Source organism: Rhodococcus sp. KRD162 (genome assembly GCF_017168335.1).
GTDB lineage: Bacteria > Actinomycetota > Actinomycetes > Mycobacteriales > Mycobacteriaceae > Rhodococcoides.
In genome coordinates this window covers 629,398-645,173 of sequence record NZ_JABFAU010000003.1, presented here as the reverse complement: position 1 = coordinate 645,173, position 15,776 = coordinate 629,398, and the positions used below count along the sequence as shown (strand labels likewise).

The following is a 15,776-nucleotide window of genomic DNA, read 5'->3' as shown; positions in this document are numbered from 1 at the left end:
TAGGGAGTCGGGACTGCAACCGGCGATTCCACACCTGGCGATCACGTTGCGTCGGGATCGGACACAGCGTCCGTCGATCCTCGATCCGGGGTGTCGTCCTCCGCAAGAACGCGGTACAGCGACCGACGGGCATCGGTCAGGATCTCCGCGGCCCGCTCCACTTGCCGGGCGGTCCCGACGCTTGCGACCTGCCCTGCCGCTCCCATCAACTGGCCGATGAGTCCACGCAGGTCTCGGGCGTCCACTCCGATGGAATCTGCAACGTCGTCCCATGGACTGCCCAGGTCGCCGCGATTGGCGTCGACGAACTCGCGCCCCTCGCCGGTCAGTGCCGCGGTTTTGCGTCCGGCAACCTTGTCGATGGACACCAGACCCTCGTCCTCGAGTTGGGCCAGTGCCGGATAGATCGAACCCGGACTGGGCTTCCACGTGCCATCGCTCTTCTCGGCGATCTGCTGGATCAGTTCGTACCCGTGCATCGGACGGTCCTCGAGCAGTAGCAGAATCGCCGCGCGCACATCACCACGTCGACCTCGCCCGCCGCGACCTCGACCCCGGCCGAAATCTGCATGTGGCCCGAAACCACCGGGTCCGAAACCACCGGCCCCGAAACCACCAGGTCCGAAACCACCCTGTATGCGACCTCGCCCCATCGGACCACCGGCACCACGCCTACCTCGTTCACCCCTCTTCCCTCGGCCGCGATCTCGATGGCCGTCGTCCGGATTTCCGTGCTCGTCGGTCTGCGCCGCCCACATCTGAAACGGCGCACCATGTGGACGAGCGCGACCGCCTGCATCGGGTGCGAAGCCCCGCATGTGGGGTCCTCCCCGACGGCCGAATTCGTGTGCGAATCCTTCGAATGCGTAATTCATGTCGTTCTCCTTCTGATCGTTCGACAAGTCGACGATATATCGGCAATAGAACTTTGACAAGGTATCGAGACGAACAGTCCGCACCCGCATCCGCGGAATCCCTCGCCCACCGCCGCCTCTCGTTAGGATGGCGCGATCTGTAACTGCCGATATCGGGCGAACCGAATTCAGCGGCCGGATTGCCGGTGTCCGCAGACGAAGGAGGAGGGCCGATGGCCGGACCACCGATTCGACGCGTCGCCGTCGTACTCGGCTGCGTGCTGTCGGTCGTCCTGGTGGCCGGGACCGGCGTCCTCGGCCACCGCACTTCGGTTCTGATCGATGACATCGCGCAACTGGCGGGCGGTGTCACCGCCACTGTCGTGTGCTGGCGGACAGCGTCCCGAAGAACGGGTTCCGAACGGCACTGGCGAGTATCGATGGCCGCAGGAATGGCCTGCTGGAGCGCGGGGATGGCGGTATGGGCGTTCTACCGATCCGCACTGAACACACCCCTACCCACCACATCCGTCGCAGACGTCGGCTTCTTTCTGTTTCCCGTGTTCGCCGTTCCCGCCTTGCTTGCGTTCACAGGCCTCTCGCCCCGGCGAGCCGCGGCCGGTACCCGACACCTCTGGTCGATGTCGCTGCTCGACGGTGCCATCATCGTCGGTTCCCTGTTCGTGCTGTCATGGGCGACCGCACTCGGAGCCACCGTGCGATCGACGCGATCGCACTCACTCGAGTTCCTCGTGGCGATCATGTACCCCATCACCGATCTGGTTCTGGTGGCCATGATCGTGCTGCTCGCGACGATCTCCAGGACCTCCGCGCGGTACCGGACGCAGCTCGCCCTGCTCGGCTCCGGCATCTCGATGATGGCGGTCTCCGACAGCATCTATGCCTATCTCGTCGCCGTCGGGGCAGACATGATGCCCGTATTGACCGACAGTGGATTCATCGCGGGCACTGCACTCATCGCACTCGCGGCGGCCACCCCCAGCACGATCGATGCCGACCGCTCGACCACCGGCACGACATCCACTGCGCAGCTACCACCAAAGTCCGCTGCCGTCGAACGAACGCAACTGCTGCTGCCGTACGCACTCATGGGCGGGATCGGAGTGGTCCTGGCGATCGTCTGGGTGCACACCGGCGAACTGGACTCCCCCGTCATCGTCGTCGGCTCGGCAGTGGTGCTCCTCGCGCTCGTTCGCCAGATGATCACATTGATCCAGCACGACAATCTGCTCCGCAGCCTGTCTCGGGCGCAGGCGGAACTCTCGCACCGAGCACACCATGACGGGCTCACCGGCCTGCTCAACCGGTCGTCCTTCGACGAACACCTTCGATCGACAGTGGCCGACGTCCGAGCCGGACGAGGGCAGGCCGTTCTGCTGCTGATCGACCTCGACGACTTCAAGAGCGTCAACGACCGATTCGGCCACGCCGGCGGCGACCAGCTGTTGATCGAGCTCGCGCGCCGCCTCGAACGATGTGTCGTCGACGGGATCGTGGCCCGCTACGGAGGGGACGAATTCACCGTCCTGGTTCGCGTGGACCTCGAGACCGGGCACGCGACGGCTGTACGGATTGCGTCGGCGTTGCGTTCCCCACACGTCATCGACGGCCGGCCCGTGGCGGTCGGCGCGTGCGTGGGCGTGGTGCAGATCGGCCGGTGCGAGACGAACGACGACAGCACCCCCTACTCGAAACCCCATCGCATCGCCGACGTCGAGGAGGACGAGCTGATGCGATTGGCCGATCGCGCGATGTACCGGGCCAAACACGGGGGCAAAGCCGGCATCTACGCCTACGACTCCTCGGGCATTCTCAGCGAGGTACCGAACCTCCTCGATCAGGGTATGCGGGGTACCAGTCCGAAAATCGTTGCAGGGGAACCGGACCCGTCCCGGTTGATCGTTCCGCCGACCAGAACGTAGGCGCCGGTGGTCGGAATGGACTCGAGATTCGTCAGATTCTCGAGGCTGATTCGACGCCGATCGTAGAGCTTGACCGATACCGGATACGTCTCGTCGTTTCCCAGATCCGGACCGAAGGTATCGGTGCCGAGCGCACCTCGCTCGCCGAGTTTGCCGGTGTCTATCAGCCATTGCGCGGCCTCGGCAGAGAAACCGGGCTGGTGGGTCACGCCGTCCGAATCCGCGTTGGCGTAGGCGTCGGTACCCCAGCGCGACGCCCACCCGGTCCACGCGATGACGGCAGAGCCAGGCGGAATCGGCCCGTTGCTCTTCTCCCAATTCTGCAGATCCGCCACCGTGATGGCGTAATCGGGATCGGTCGCCGCTCGATCACGAATATCGATCTTCACCGCCGGCAGAAACAGATCCTCGGGATCGAGTTGGTCGGCGGTCAGTCCACCCTCCCGAAAGTGCGCGGGTGCTCCCCAATGCGTACCGGTGTGCTCCCCCTCTTTGACATATTGAAGGTAGAAGCCGTCCTCGGCCACGGTGAATGCGGTCTCGAGCGAGAACTCGGGATCGCCGGGAAAGATCGGGGTGAACTCTGGATCGTTGATATGTGACAGCGACACGATCTGCACCAAGCGGTCGAGTGGAACCGTAGGCCTCGCGGGTTGTGCCGAACCCGTACCCGGCAATGCTCCGGCGGTCTCCGGTGCTACCAGCCGTGCCCCGATCAATACAGCCAAACCTGTTGTCGCACGCCGAAAGAGCTGCCTTCTCTTCATCTCGCAGATCCCACCTCTCGTCGGCGCCGTGTGCGCCACCCCGACGAAACCCTAGGCCACGTGGAGCCGCGACCGCAGCATCATCCGATGCGAATCGGATCGATCTGCACCCGCACTCCGCCACCGAGCTTCTTCGCGCTTCGCGATGCCTGCGCGGTGGCGAGCGCTCGCGCGAGGGCAGCCCCAGTGCTGCGCGGTACGCGAATCAGCAATCTCTGTACATCACCGGGAAGCGTGTCCTCGCCGCCGCCTGCCGGTGCCCGCTGCCCGTCCGGTAGATCCACGGGTCCGAGAATCTCCACTGCCTCCGGAAGTTCGGCAGTGTCCACCAGTGCAGTGATCGCCTCGGTGGTGCCATCGATCGCGGCGACGTGAACGGCCGGCGGAAAGCGCACCTCTACGCGCTCGTCCAATTGACTTCGCGCATGCCACAGCGGGTCCCAGCGGACCAGAGCCTGCACTGTCGGTATCTCCGACTCCGCAACGACCACCACCCGGCCACCGATGGCTCCAGGTCTCACCATCGCTGCTGCCGTCATCCACCGACGCAAGGCCTCCTCGGCAGCGCGTAGGTCGGCACGACCGAGCAAGGCCCAGCCGTCGAGCAGTAACGCAGCCCCGTAACCACCCTCGACGGTCGGCTCGGCACCGACCGTCGAGACCACCAACGCAGGACCGGACTTCACGGAGTCCAGCACGGCCGCGCCGCCCGAATTGTGCACCGGCACGCCGGGAAACGCCCGTCCCAGTTCCTCGGCCGTTCGGCCTGCCCCGATCACCACTGCACGGAGATTGCGGGATCCGCACACCGTGCATCGATGGGCCGCGTCTGCGATTCCGCACCATGAACACGTCGGGCTCCCCGCCCCGTCGCCGTCGGCGGCCGACGGCAGAGCCAGCGGACCGTTGCAGCGCCGACACCGTGCCGGATTACGACACTTGGCGCACGCCAGCGACGGCACGTAGCCGGCGCGGGGAACCTGAACCAGTACGGGGGCATCCGCTTTCAACGCCGCTCGCGCCGCCTCGAAGGCGATTGCCGGCAGTCTCGCAACGCGTGCGGCCGGATCCCGTGCGAGGGCGTGATCCGAATCGGCAAGAGCCACCACGTGTGGTTGACGTTGTCGAATCAGCTCACGTGGAGCGACGAGATCGTGGGCCCAACCGGAATCGACGAGTGCTTCGGCCTCCGCAGTGCGTGAATGCCCTCCGATCACCATTGCCGCCCCGGACACGTGCGCTCGGAGGAGAGCCACCTCGCGTGCATGCGGATACGGAGAGCGTGGCTCGGCAAAACTGTCGTCGCCGTCGTCCCAGATCGCGATCATGCCGATCGAGGACACCGGAGCGAATACCGCACTGCGGGTTCCCACCACGACCACCGGTACCGACCGAAGGCATCGCAACCATTGCCGGTAACGCTTCGCCGGGCCCAGTCCGGCAGACAGGGCCACTACCCGCTCGCTGCCGAGCAATGCCGTGCATGCCGTCTCCAGGCGGTCCAGATCGCGCTGATCGGGAACCAACAGCACCGCAGAGCGACCGCTCGCCACCGTGACGGCCGCCATTTCGGCCAACCGAACCGACCACTGCTCCCCGGGCAGTGCCTGCCATACAGCGCGCGGAACGCGACCGGATGCCAGGGCATCGAGGAAATTCGAGCCGTGGATGTATGCGGACCACGCAGCACGGTCGACGGCAGCGTCGTTCGGGGTCTCGACAACGGGTGTGACCTCCGCTTCGACCCGGGCATGGCGGGCCGGGACCGCCAGGCGCAGCACGTCCGCGCGCGTTCCGGCGTAGCGATCGGCCACCGCTCCGGCGAGCTCGGCGATCTCCGGAGTCAGCACCCGCTCCGGGGACACCACACGATCGAGCCATCCGAGCTTGCCGGAATGTTCGGTTTCGGCGAGCCGGGACAGCAAGAAGCCGTCGACCAGCCGGCCCGCGAACCGCACACGAACCCGGACACCGGGCTGCGCGTCACCACTGAACTCTTCCGGCACGAGGTAGTCGAACTCGCGGTCGAGATGTGGCAGGGGCAACATCGGGAGAATGCGGGCGATCGGTAGATCCGACGCCGCCACCCGTCCTGCGACCGCCACCACACCTCCTCCTCGACTCGCCCCGACGGGACTCGGCACGCGAGCACACTGCGCCGTGCGTGCAGAGTACGTGCAGGACGGTCGTCGACGTGCTTACAGGCCCGCAGCGTCCCGAAGCTTGTCCGCGCGATCGGTGGACTCCCACGGCAGATCGATGTCGGTGCGGCCGAAGTGACCGTACGCGGCTGTAGGAGCGTAGATCGGACGCAGCAGATCCAGATCACGAATGATCGCACCGGGACGCAAGTCGAACACCTCGCTGATCGCAGCTCGGATCCGGACCGGATCGGTCTTCTCGGTGCCGAAGGTCTCGACGAACAGCCCGACCGGTGCCGCCTTCCCGATCGCGTACGCGACCTGGACCTCGATTCGATCGGCCAACCCGGCAGCAACGGCGTTCTTGGCAACCCACCGCATCGCGTACGCCGCGCTGCGATCGACCTTGGACGGGTCCTTACCGGAGAATGCGCCACCGCCGTGCCGCGCCATGCCGCCGTAGGTGTCGACGATGATCTTGCGGCCGGTCAGTCCGGCATCACCCATAGGCCCACCGAGGACGAACTTTCCGGTGGGATTGACCAGCAACCGCACATCCGAGGTATCCAGCGTCGGTACGTTCAACTCCGCGAGAACCGACCCCAGCACCTTCTCGCGAATATCCGGCGTCAGCAGATTGTCGAGATCGATGTCGGCGGCATGCTGACTGGAGATCACCACGGTGTCGAGACGGACAGCATCGTCGCCCTCGTACTCGATGGTGACCTGAGTCTTGCCGTCCGGGCGCAGGTACGGCAGTACGCCGTCCTTGCGAACCTCGGTCAGCCGACGAGCGAGCCGATGCGCCAACGCGATCGGCAACGGCATCAGTTCGGGTGTGTCGGTGTTGGCATAGCCGAACATCAACCCCTGGTCGCCCGCGCCCTGGCGGTCGATCTCGTCCTCCGACAGTCCCTCGACGCGCGATTCGTGCGAATTGTCAACGCCCTGAGCAATTTCCGGGGACTGTGCACCGATAGCGACGTTCACTCCGCACGAGTTTCCGTCGAAGCCCTTGGCCGACGAGTCGTAGCCGATCTCGAGTACCTTCTCGCGCACGATTCTCGGGATGTCCGCGTACGCGGTGGTGTTGACCTCACCCGCGACATGCACCTGACCGGTGGTGACCAACGTCTCCACGGCGACCCGGGCTCGCGGATCCTCCGCCAGCAGAGCGTCGAGAATCGAATCGCTGATGGCGTCGCAGATCTTGTCGGGATGACCTTCTGTAACGGACTCACTGGTGAAAAGCCGACTTCCGGACGTGCTCACGGACTTCCTCTCGACGCATGTTCCTGCCTACCCGACGCAGCGCGTCGGCCGAGCACTCAACTGAATTGGACATTCCCTCGGTGTACATCGCCCAGGACCGAACCTGGCAAACCTACCGGCGACATCGCTCGAACACCCGCAACGTCATCGCGGACCCGACGTTGCTCGCGGACTCCGGGCATCAAGCATCTGAGCCACGGAATCGAGCACGCGGCTTGCCAGGAGAGCCTTCGAACCCTCACCCAACGCGGACTCGGAACCGTCGGCCCCGAGCAACCACCCGTCGTTGTGATCGACCTCGAACGCTCGCCCGTCCCCCACCGCGTTGACCACGAGCAGGTCGCAGCCTTTTCGCTCGAGCTTGGCCCGCGCGTACGTCAGTACATCACCGTCCGCATCGCCTGTCTCGGCGGCGAATCCGACGATGACCGTCGAGGGCGAAAGTTCGCCGTCGTGACGAGCAGAAACGAGCCCTGCCAGGATGTCGTCGTTGCGGGTCAACGGAATCGACGACGGTTCGTTCGAACCCTTCTTGATCTTGTTGACCGCGATCGACTCCGGACGGAAGTCCGCGACGGCGGCCGCCATGACCACGGCATCGGCACCGACCGAGTGCTTACGAACGGCGTCCCGCATGTCCGATGCGGTCTTCACCGGCACCACATCGACCGAGGCCGGGGCTTCGAGGTCGCTGGTGTAGCCCGCGACCAGAGTCACGCGGGCCCCGCGCTGGGCGGCTACCCGCGCGAGCGCGTAGCCCTGTTTGCCGGAACTGCGATTGCCGAGAAAACGCACCGGGTCGAGTGGCTCGCGAGTTCCTCCTGCGGATACGAGCACGTGCCGACCTTCGAAATCGCGCGGTAGTGCGTCCGCACGTTCGGTCAGCAGCATCGACAGCGCGAAGATCTCGGCAGGCTCCGGCAACCGTCCCGAACCGGTGTCGCGTCCGGTCAGCCGCCCGGAGGCCGGTTCGAGCACGTGCGTGCCGCGCGCTCGAAGGGTGGCGACATTGGAGACCGTGGCGGGATGCTCCCACATCTCGGTGTGCATCGCCGGTGCGAGGATCACCGGGCACCGCGCGGTCAGCAGAGTTGCCGTGAGCAGGTCGTCAGCGCGACCGCCCGCGATCCGAGCCATCAGATCGGCAGTGGCCGGTGCCACTACCACCAGGTCCGCCTCTTGGCCGAGACGGACATGCGGGACCTCTGGTACATCGGCGAAGACGCCGGTGTGGACCGACTGTCCGGACAGCGCCTCGAACGTGGCACGCCCGACGAATTCGAGGGCCGACGACGTCGGAACAACTCGAACCTGGTGCCCGCTCTCAGTGAAGCTACGGATGAGTGAACAACTCTTGTAGGCGGCGATACCTCCGCCGACTCCGACGACAACGCGCAAGTCAGGTGTCCTCTGTGGGGTTCTTATTCGCCTTCGGTGTGCTCGAGCAGATCAGCGTGGATCTCGCGAAGAGCGATCGACAGCGGCTTCTCCTGAAGACCCGGCTCGACGAGCGGTCCGACGTACTCGAGGATGCCGTCACCGAGCTGGTTGTAGTAGTCGTTGATCTGGCGCGCACGCTTGGCTGCGTAGATCACCAGGGCGTACTTGGACGACGTGCGGGCGAGCAACTCGTCGATGGGCGGATTGGTGATGCCGAGCGGCGTGTCGTAGGCCGGCAGAGCGCTGCGTCCGTCGAAGTCGGAAACGGCCGCTGAAGTGCTGCTCACTGATGATCTCCTGAAATTGCATCGTTGATACTACGAACTAGCTGGTCTAGGCCTCGTGCGCCGTGAGAATGGTCAGCTTGTGCCGACCGACGACCTACCGACCAACAAGGATACCAACTGTTCGCACGAATGGTCGACATCGGTATTGACAACCACCGTGTCGAACTCGTCCTGTGCGGCCAATTCGACACGCGCAGTTTCCAGCCGCCGCTCGGTGGCAGCGCTTTCCTCGGTCGCTCGCCCGACCAGTCGAGAGACGAGATCTTCCCACGTCGGCGGAGCCATGAACACCAGCAGCGCCTCGGGCTTGGACACACGCACCGCACGGGCCCCGGCCAGATCGAGTTCGAGCAACACCGGACTTCCCGCCTCGAGAGCGGCATCGACAGGCGCGGTCGGAGTCCCGGAACGCTGCAGGCCACCGTGAATGCTCGCCCATTCGAGCAGCTCACCGTCGGCGATCATCCGGTCGAACTCCTCCGCAGACACGAAGTGGTAGTCCTGACCGTCGATCTCGCCCGGGCGCGGCGAACGCGTCGTGACCGACACGCTGAAGACGAGATCGGGCAATGCCGCGCGAACGAGTCGAACGACACTGGACTTGCCGACGCCCGAGGGCCCGGACAGCACCACCAAACGACCCCGCGCCGTCGACGGAACAGGTGCGGCCGCGGTGTCACTGCTCACAGTCGTCAGGCCTCGAAATCGAACTTCGCCAACAGCGCTTTGCGCTGCCGATCTCCGAGACCACGAAGGCGACGGGTAGGCGCAATCTCCAATTCCGTCATCAGTTCGGCAGCTTTGACCTTGCCCACCTTCGGCAGCGCCTCCAGCAGGGCGGAGACCTTCATCTTGCCGAGAATCTCGTCCGTCTCGGCATCGGTGAGCACCTGCTTGAGGTCGGTGCCGCCGCGCTTGAGACGCTCTTTGAGCTCGGCACGAGCCTTGCGTGCGATAGCTGCCTTCTCGAGGGCAGCCGCGCGCTGCTCCGGGGTCAACTGGGGAAGGGCCACTGTCGGTTCCTCCGTCTTCTCGTTCGGGCGATCCGGCGTATCGGATCGATCTTCTGCACGCCGATCTGGTGTGTTCCACCGACGCGGCTCCGACCACCGGGTAGGCGGTGAGGGAGTCCACCGTGTTCGTCGGCAGCGTTAGCGACCGTACCGACGACCGGCGTCGACCGCTAACCCACCCCCGCGCTGCCGGACGCAGGCGAGGTCGACTAGGCGAGAGCTGCTTCGACCTCGTCGCGTAGCACTCGCGCCGCGTCGCGTAGTGCCGTCACCGATGGGCCGGCGGCAAGGACTCCACGCGAAGAGTTGGGTAGCAACAGGTCTCGACAATCGCGGAATATCTCCGCGAGATCGGTCACCGTCGCCCCCTGCGCCCCGAGCCCGGGTGCGAGCACAGGACCGGTGAATCCCGACAGATCGAGACCGTGATCTCGAGTGGCCCCGACGACCAGTCCCACGGTGTCCGCGTCGACGCGGTTGCACGCGGCGGCGGAGTCGACGATCGACTGAGCCACCGATACGCCGTGCGGCGTCGTGGCCTGCTGCAACCCTGTCCCCTCCCCGTTCGAGGTCCGGGCGAGAACGAACAGTCCGCGGTCATGGCGTACCGCTCGCTCGACGGTCTCCCCCAGCGAATCGAAGCCGAGGTACGGCGAGACCGTGACCGCGTCGGAGGACAGCGGCGACGACGGCTCCAGCCAGGCCCTGGCATAGGCATCCATCGTGGTGCCGATATCGCCGCGCTTGGCATCGGCGATCACCAACGTGCCCGCGTCCCGCAGCACACTGACCGTGCGCTCGAGCACCCCGTAGCCGGCAGCACCGAAGGCCTCGAAGAACGCCACCTGCGGCTTGACGATCGCAACCTCGCCGACGAACGCCTCGACGCACAATTCGGCGAATACCTCGAGACCGTCTGCCGAGGCGGGTAGCTCCCAGGCTTCGAGCAATGCGGGGTGGGGATCGATGCCGACGCACAGCCGTCCGCGCGCCCGCACCGCCGAACGCAACCGGTTCGACCAACTGTGATCACTCATACCGCTCCCAGCTCCTCGGACTCTCGGTCGACTCGGACAACCCGCCTCAGGCTCCCAACCCCTCCTTCAGGCCCGCGTGCAGGTCCTGCAGCGAACGCACTCCGATTCCGCCTGCGATCGCGGCCTCGATTCCCTGCACGGCAGCCGACGCGCCCTGCACCGTGGTGATGCACGGGATGTTCTGCGCCACCGCGGCACTACGAATCTCGTATCCGTCGACGCGGGGGCCCGAGTTGCCGTACGGAGTGTTGATCACCATGGCGACGTCACCGGCCAGGATGCGCTCGACGATGGTCCGCTCGCCGCTCGGCACGTCCTCGCCGGACTGCTTGTACACCTGTTCACACTTGATTCCGTTGCGCCGCAACACATCTGCAGTACCTTCGGTCGCCAGAACGGTAAAGCCCAGATCGGCGAGTCGTTTGACCGGGAAGATCAGCGACCGCTTGTCCTTGTTCGCGACCGAGACGAAGACCGCGCCGCCGGACGGCAGCGATCCGTACGCTGCGGTCTGGCTCTTGGCGAAAGCAGTACCGAAGTCGAAATCGATGCCCATCACCTCACCGGTGGACTTCATCTCCGGGCTGAGCAGCGTGTCGACCCCGGTTCCGTCCGCACGCCGGAATCGGTTGAACGGCAACACCGCTTCCTTGACGGCGATCGGTGCACCGGCAGGCACCGTGCCGCCGTCACCGGACTCCGGCAGGATGCCTGCGGTCCGCAGCTCGGCGATGCTCTCCCCCAGCATCACCCGTGCACAGGCCTTGGCAAGCTGAACCGCGGTGGCCTTGGAGACGAACGGTACCGTGCGGCTCGCACGCGGATTGGCCTCGAGGACGTACAGAATGTCGTCCTTGAGCGCGTACTGCACGTTCAGCAGACCCTGCACTCCGATTCCCTTCGCGAGGGCTTCGGTGGATCGCCGAACATTCTCGAGGTCGGTCTTGCCGAGGGTGATGGGAGGGAGTGCGCACGCGGAGTCACCGGAGTGGATACCGGCCTCCTCGATGTGTTCCATGATGCCGCCGATGTACACCTCGGTGCCGTCGCACAGTGCGTCGACGTCGATCTCGACCGCATCCTCGAGGAAGCGGTCGACCAACACCGGTCGGTCGTCCGATATCTCGGTCGCGTTGGAGATGTACGTCGCCAGGGACGCCTCGTCGTACACGATCTCCATGCCGCGCCCGCCGAGCACGTAGGACGGACGCACCAGCACCGGGTAGCCGATACCCGCGGCGATCTCACGCGCTCCGTCGAATGTCGTCGCGGTGCCGTACTTCGCTGCCGGTAGTCCGGCCGCGTCGAGCACCTTGCCGAATTCACCGCGATCCTCGGCGAGATCGATTGCTTCGGGCGAAGTTCCGACGATCGGTACGCCTGCCGCCTTCAGTCGCTTCGCCAGGCCGAGCGGGGTCTGCCCACCGAGCTGGACGATGACGCCCCGCACCGTGCCCGATGCCGCCTCGGCCCGGTACACCTCGTACACGTCCTCGAAAGTGAGCGGCTCGAAGTACAGGCGATCGGCGGTGTCGTAGTCGGTGGAGACGGTTTCGGGGTTGCAGTTGACCATCACCGTCTCGTAGCCGGCCTCGGACAGCGTCAGAGCCGCATGCACGCAGCTGTAGTCGAACTCGATGCCCTGTCCGATGCGATTGGGACCGGAGCCCAGGATCAGTACCTTCGGCCGGTCCGGTTGCGGGGCGACCTCGGATTCGGCTTCCGGGTCGAGCTCGTAGGTGCCGTAGTGGTACGGCGTCTTGGCCTCGAACTCGGCGGCGCAGGTGTCGACCGTCTTGTAGACGGGATGCACACCGAGTTCGTCGCGCAGCGCACGTACACCGTCCTCACCACCCAGTTCGGGACGCAGAGCCGCGATCTGGCGGTCGGACAGGCCGTGATACTTCGCCTGACGCAGCAGTTCTTCGTCGAACTCTGCGGCTTCGCGGACCTGCACGCCGAGTTCGTGGATCTGCTGGAACTGATCGAGGAACCACGGGTCGATCTTGGTCGCCTCGAACAGTTGCTCGAGGGTGGCACCGAGTGCGAACGCCTTCTCGATTCCGTACATCCGACCGTCCTGCGGAACCGACAGGTCTTTCAGCAGCGCTTCCAGGCTGTCCGCCTCCACGTCCGAACCCGTCCAGTAACCGGCACGCTTGGTTTCCAGCGAGCGCATCACCTTGCCGAAGGCCTCGGTGAAGTTGCGGCCGATGGACATCGCCTCGCCGACGGACTTCATCGTCGTGGTCAGCGTGCCGTCGGCACCGGGGAACTTCTCGAACGCGAACCGCGGTGCCTTGACGACCACGTAGTCCAGCGTCGGCTCGAAGCACGCCGGGGTCTCCCGGGTGATGTCGTTGACGATTTCGTCGAGGGTGTAGCCGATGGCCAGCTTGGCGGCCATCTTCGCGATGGGGTATCCGGTTGCCTTCGACGCCAGCGCCGACGACCGCGACACGCGCGGGTTCATTTCGATGACGACGAGTCGGCCGTCGGACGGGTCCATCGCGAACTGGATGTTGCAGCCGCCGGTATCGACGCCCACCTCGCGCAGGATGTCGATCGAGAGATCCCGCATCTTCTGGTATTCACGGTCGGTCAGTGTCATGGCCGGAGCGACGGTCACCGAGTCGCCCGTGTGGACGCCGACCGGATCGACGTTCTCGATGGAACACACGATCACCACGTTGTCGCGGCCATCGCGCATGAGCTCGAGTTCGTACTCCTTCCACCCGAGGATCGACTCCTCGATGAGGACGTTCGCCGAGGGCGAGGCGGCGAGTCCGCCGCCTGCGATCCGAGTCAGATCCTCGTCGTCGTAGGCCAGCCCCGACCCGAGACCGCCCATGGTGAACGACGGACGAACCACGACCGGGAACCCGAGCTCGGCGACGGTGCTGCGGACCTCGTCCATCGTGTAGCAGACGGCCGACTTGGCGGATTCTCCACCGACCTTGGCCACGATGTCCTTGAACTTCTGCCGGTCCTCGCCCCGCTGGATCGCGTCGAAATCGGCACCGATCAGCTCTACGCCGAACTTGGTGAGAATGCCCTGATCGTGCAGCGCGACAGCGGCGTTGAGTGCCGTCTGTCCACCCAGCGTGGCGAGCACAGCCTGGATCGGGTGGCCCTGTTCGGCCTCACGGACGAAGATCTTCTCGATGAACTCCGCCGTGATCGGCTCGACGTAGGTGGCGTCGGCGAACTCGGGATCGGTCATGATCGTTGCCGGGTTGGAATTGACGAGGCTGACGCGAAGTCCTTCCTCGCGCAACACTCGGCAGGCCTGGGTGCCGGAGTAGTCGAACTCGCAGGCCTGACCGATGACGATCGGGCCGGATCCGATGACCAGGACGTGGTTCAGGTCTGTACGGCGTGGCATTACTTGCTCTCCTGAAGGACGCTGGTGAAACGGTCGAAAAGGTAGGCGGCGTCGTGTGGGCCTGCCGCGGCCTCGGGGTGGTACTGCACGGAGAAGGCGCGACCGCTGATCAGTTCGACGCCCTCGACGGTGCCGTCGTTGGCGCACGTGTGCGAGATCCGGGCTCGACCGAAATCGGTGTCGAACTCCTCGCCCGCGTCGCCTTCCAGAGCGAACCCGTGGTTCTGTGCGGTGATGGCGATCCGGCCGGTGGTGTGCTCGATCACCGGAATGTTCATGCCTCGGTGGCCGAACTTCATCTTGTAGGTCCCCCGGCCCAGTGCCCGCCCGAATATCTGGTTGCCGAAGCAAATGCCGAAGAGCGGCAGCTCACGGTCGAGGATGTGCCTGGTCAGCGCGACGCTGCTGTCTGCCGTGGCCGGGTCGCCCGGGCCGTTCGACAGGAACACCCCGTCCGGGTTCAGCTCGAGTACCTGATCGATGCTGGTGTTCGCGGGAACCACGTGCACGCGGATGCCGCGCTCGGCGAACATCCGCGGCGTGTTGGTCTTGATCCCGAGGTCGACGGCGACGACGGTGAATCGAGCGTCCCCGGTCGGCTCGATGGTGTATCCGGCACCGGTGGTCACTTCACCGGCGAGATCTGCCCCGAGCATCGACGGCTGGCCGAGTACCTGCTCGAGCATCTCCTCGGAGGTCCCGAGCGCATCGCCCGAGAACACTCCTGCGCGCATCGAGCCGCGGGTACGCAGATGCCGCACCAGGGCGCGAGTGTCTATGCCCGCGATACCCACGACACTCTGTGCCTCGAGCTGGTCCTGGAGCGTTCCGGTCGAACGCCAGCTCGACGTGCGGCGAGCGGGATCGCGAACGACGTATCCGGCGACCCAGATCTTGTTCGGATCCTGGGCGCTGGCCGCCTCACCGTCTTCCTGGTTCCAGCCGGTGTTGCCGATCTGCGGCGCTGTCGCGACCACGATCTGCCGGTGATAGCTCGGGTCGGTGAGCGTTTCCTGGTAGCCGGTCATTCCGGTGCAGAACACGGCCTCACCGAGCGTGCGCCCCTGGGCTCCGAAAGTGGTGCCGCGAAACGTCCGGCCGTCCTCCAGAACAAGAACTGCGCTGCTCACGCGGTTTCCTCCTTGGTTTCTCCGGTGGCACTCGCTGTCCACACCGGGTAGATCTGCTTGTCGTCGGCCCGAAAGCCGCTGTCTATCTCGGTACCCGTCGGCAGCTCCCAGCGAATGACCAGCAGCCCGTCCTTCGTCATGACCTTGCCTGCGAGCCCGCGTTCGGTGCGGATCGCGCGGATCGATTCCGTCGGAATCCAGATGGGCGATTCGCCGTCTCGATCGAGGAGGATTCCCTTCTCGTGTCGGGACAGCTCGCCGGTGGCGCGATGACCGATATCACCGACGGCGATACGGTCCTGCCAGCTGGGCGCGATCGTGCTGCCGACGTAGAGGCCCGTGGCGGGCTCGATGTGGGTAGCACCGAGATCCTCGGGCACAGTCGGGAACTCGCCGATCAGCCCTTCCTGACGCTTCTGCCGTCCCCGCCAACCCCACAAGACGAGCGCGATCATCAGCGCCCAGAACAGAACGAAACCGATGACGATGAGAACTCGGTCCACGGCG

At 65.4% G+C, this 15,776-nt stretch carries 13 protein-coding genes; 1 reads left to right on the top strand and 12 read right to left on the bottom strand.

From position 1 onward, the window contains the following. Window positions 1-41 precede the first annotated feature (41 nt). The gene (locus J1M87_RS05525) at window positions 42-758 is read right to left on the bottom strand and encodes a PadR family transcriptional regulator (protein WP_206488788.1); all 717 of its coding nucleotides are present in this window, start codon (window positions 756-758) and stop codon (window positions 42-44) included. Window positions 759-1,087: 329 nt separating this feature from the next. On the opposite strand from J1M87_RS05525, the gene J1M87_RS05520 reads away from it, so the two are divergent. Then, window positions 1,088-2,797, top strand: coding sequence for a diguanylate cyclase domain-containing protein (locus J1M87_RS05520; RefSeq protein ID WP_206488501.1), 1,710 nt, complete (start codon window positions 1,088-1,090; stop codon window positions 2,795-2,797). Here the strand turns inward: J1M87_RS05520 and J1M87_RS05515 are convergent. The 11 genes from J1M87_RS05515 to J1M87_RS05465 all read right to left on the bottom strand — a co-directional run bounded on the left by J1M87_RS05515 (window position 2,713) and on the right by J1M87_RS05465 (window position 15,772). Then, complete coding sequence (locus tag J1M87_RS05515) at window positions 2,713-3,564, bottom strand: cyclase family protein (protein ID WP_206488499.1); 852 nt, start codon at window positions 3,562-3,564, stop codon at window positions 2,713-2,715. The genes J1M87_RS05520 and J1M87_RS05515 overlap by 85 nt on opposite strands. A gap of 80 nt (window positions 3,565-3,644) precedes the next feature. After that, the gene (locus J1M87_RS05510; RefSeq protein ID WP_206488787.1) at window positions 3,645-5,612 is read right to left on the bottom strand and encodes a primosomal protein N'; all 1,968 of its coding nucleotides are present in this window, start codon (window positions 5,610-5,612) and stop codon (window positions 3,645-3,647) included. A gap of 150 nt (window positions 5,613-5,762) precedes the next feature. Beyond that, the gene (metK, locus tag J1M87_RS05505) at window positions 5,763-6,977 is read right to left on the bottom strand and encodes a methionine adenosyltransferase (RefSeq protein WP_206488497.1); all 1,215 of its coding nucleotides are present in this window, start codon (window positions 6,975-6,977) and stop codon (window positions 5,763-5,765) included. A 144-nt stretch (window positions 6,978-7,121) separates the two neighbouring features. Continuing rightward, on the bottom strand, window positions 7,122-8,375 hold the full coding sequence (gene coaBC / locus J1M87_RS05500; RefSeq protein ID WP_206488495.1) for a bifunctional phosphopantothenoylcysteine decarboxylase/phosphopantothenate--cysteine ligase CoaBC: 1,254 nt from the start codon (window positions 8,373-8,375) through the stop codon (window positions 7,122-7,124). Window positions 8,376-8,398: 23 nt separating this feature from the next. Next, window positions 8,399-8,704, bottom strand: coding sequence for a DNA-directed RNA polymerase subunit omega (rpoZ, locus tag J1M87_RS05495; RefSeq protein WP_008716576.1), 306 nt, complete (start codon window positions 8,702-8,704; stop codon window positions 8,399-8,401). Between the two features lie 72 nt (window positions 8,705-8,776). After that, entirely contained in the window at window positions 8,777-9,391 is a 615-nt protein-coding gene (gmk, locus tag J1M87_RS05490; protein WP_206488493.1) for a guanylate kinase, read from the bottom strand. Between the two features lie 5 nt (window positions 9,392-9,396). Next, window positions 9,397-9,717 (bottom strand): integration host factor, actinobacterial type, encoded by a 321-nt coding sequence (mihF, locus tag J1M87_RS05485; RefSeq protein ID WP_206488490.1) that lies wholly within the window; start codon window positions 9,715-9,717, stop codon window positions 9,397-9,399. A gap of 209 nt (window positions 9,718-9,926) precedes the next feature. Next, window positions 9,927-10,754, bottom strand: a complete 828-nt coding sequence (pyrF, locus tag J1M87_RS05480; protein WP_206488488.1) for an orotidine-5'-phosphate decarboxylase — start codon at window positions 10,752-10,754, stop codon at window positions 9,927-9,929. 46 nt (window positions 10,755-10,800) lie between these two features. After that, window positions 10,801-14,139 carry a carbamoyl-phosphate synthase large subunit gene (carB, locus tag J1M87_RS05475; protein WP_206488486.1) on the bottom strand — a complete coding sequence of 1,113 codons (3,339 nt, stop codon included), beginning with the start codon at window positions 14,137-14,139 and terminating at the stop codon, window positions 10,801-10,803. Next, on the bottom strand, window positions 14,139-15,269 hold the full coding sequence (carA, locus tag J1M87_RS05470) for a glutamine-hydrolyzing carbamoyl-phosphate synthase small subunit (RefSeq protein WP_206488484.1): 1,131 nt from the start codon (window positions 15,267-15,269) through the stop codon (window positions 14,139-14,141). The genes carB and carA overlap by 1 nt, the downstream gene beginning before the upstream one ends. After that, entirely contained in the window at window positions 15,266-15,772 is a 507-nt protein-coding gene (locus tag J1M87_RS05465; RefSeq protein WP_206488482.1) for a transporter, read from the bottom strand. The genes carA and J1M87_RS05465 overlap by 4 nt, the downstream gene beginning before the upstream one ends. Window positions 15,773-15,776: the final 4 nt, after the last annotated feature.

Bases quoted from the DNA above. Each gene is read 5' to 3' on its own strand.
- J1M87_RS05525 (WP_206488788.1), bottom strand. From the start codon at position 758: ATGTGGGCGGCGCAGACCGACGAGCACGGAAATCCGGACGACGGCCAT.
- J1M87_RS05520 (WP_206488501.1), top strand. From the start codon at position 1,088: ATGGCCGGACCACCGATTCGACGCGTCGCCGTCGTACTCGGCTGCGTG.
- J1M87_RS05515 (WP_206488499.1), bottom strand. From the start codon at position 3,564: ATGAAGAGAAGGCAGCTCTTTCGGCGTGCGACAACAGGTTTGGCTGTA.
- J1M87_RS05510 (WP_206488787.1), bottom strand. From the start codon at position 5,612: ATGTTGCCCCTGCCACATCTCGACCGCGAGTTCGACTACCTCGTGCCG.
- pyrF (WP_206488488.1), bottom strand. From the start codon at position 10,754: ATGAGTGATCACAGTTGGTCGAACCGGTTGCGTTCGGCGGTGCGGGCG.
- carB (WP_206488486.1), bottom strand. From the start codon at position 14,139: ATGCCACGCCGTACAGACCTGAACCACGTCCTGGTCATCGGATCCGGC.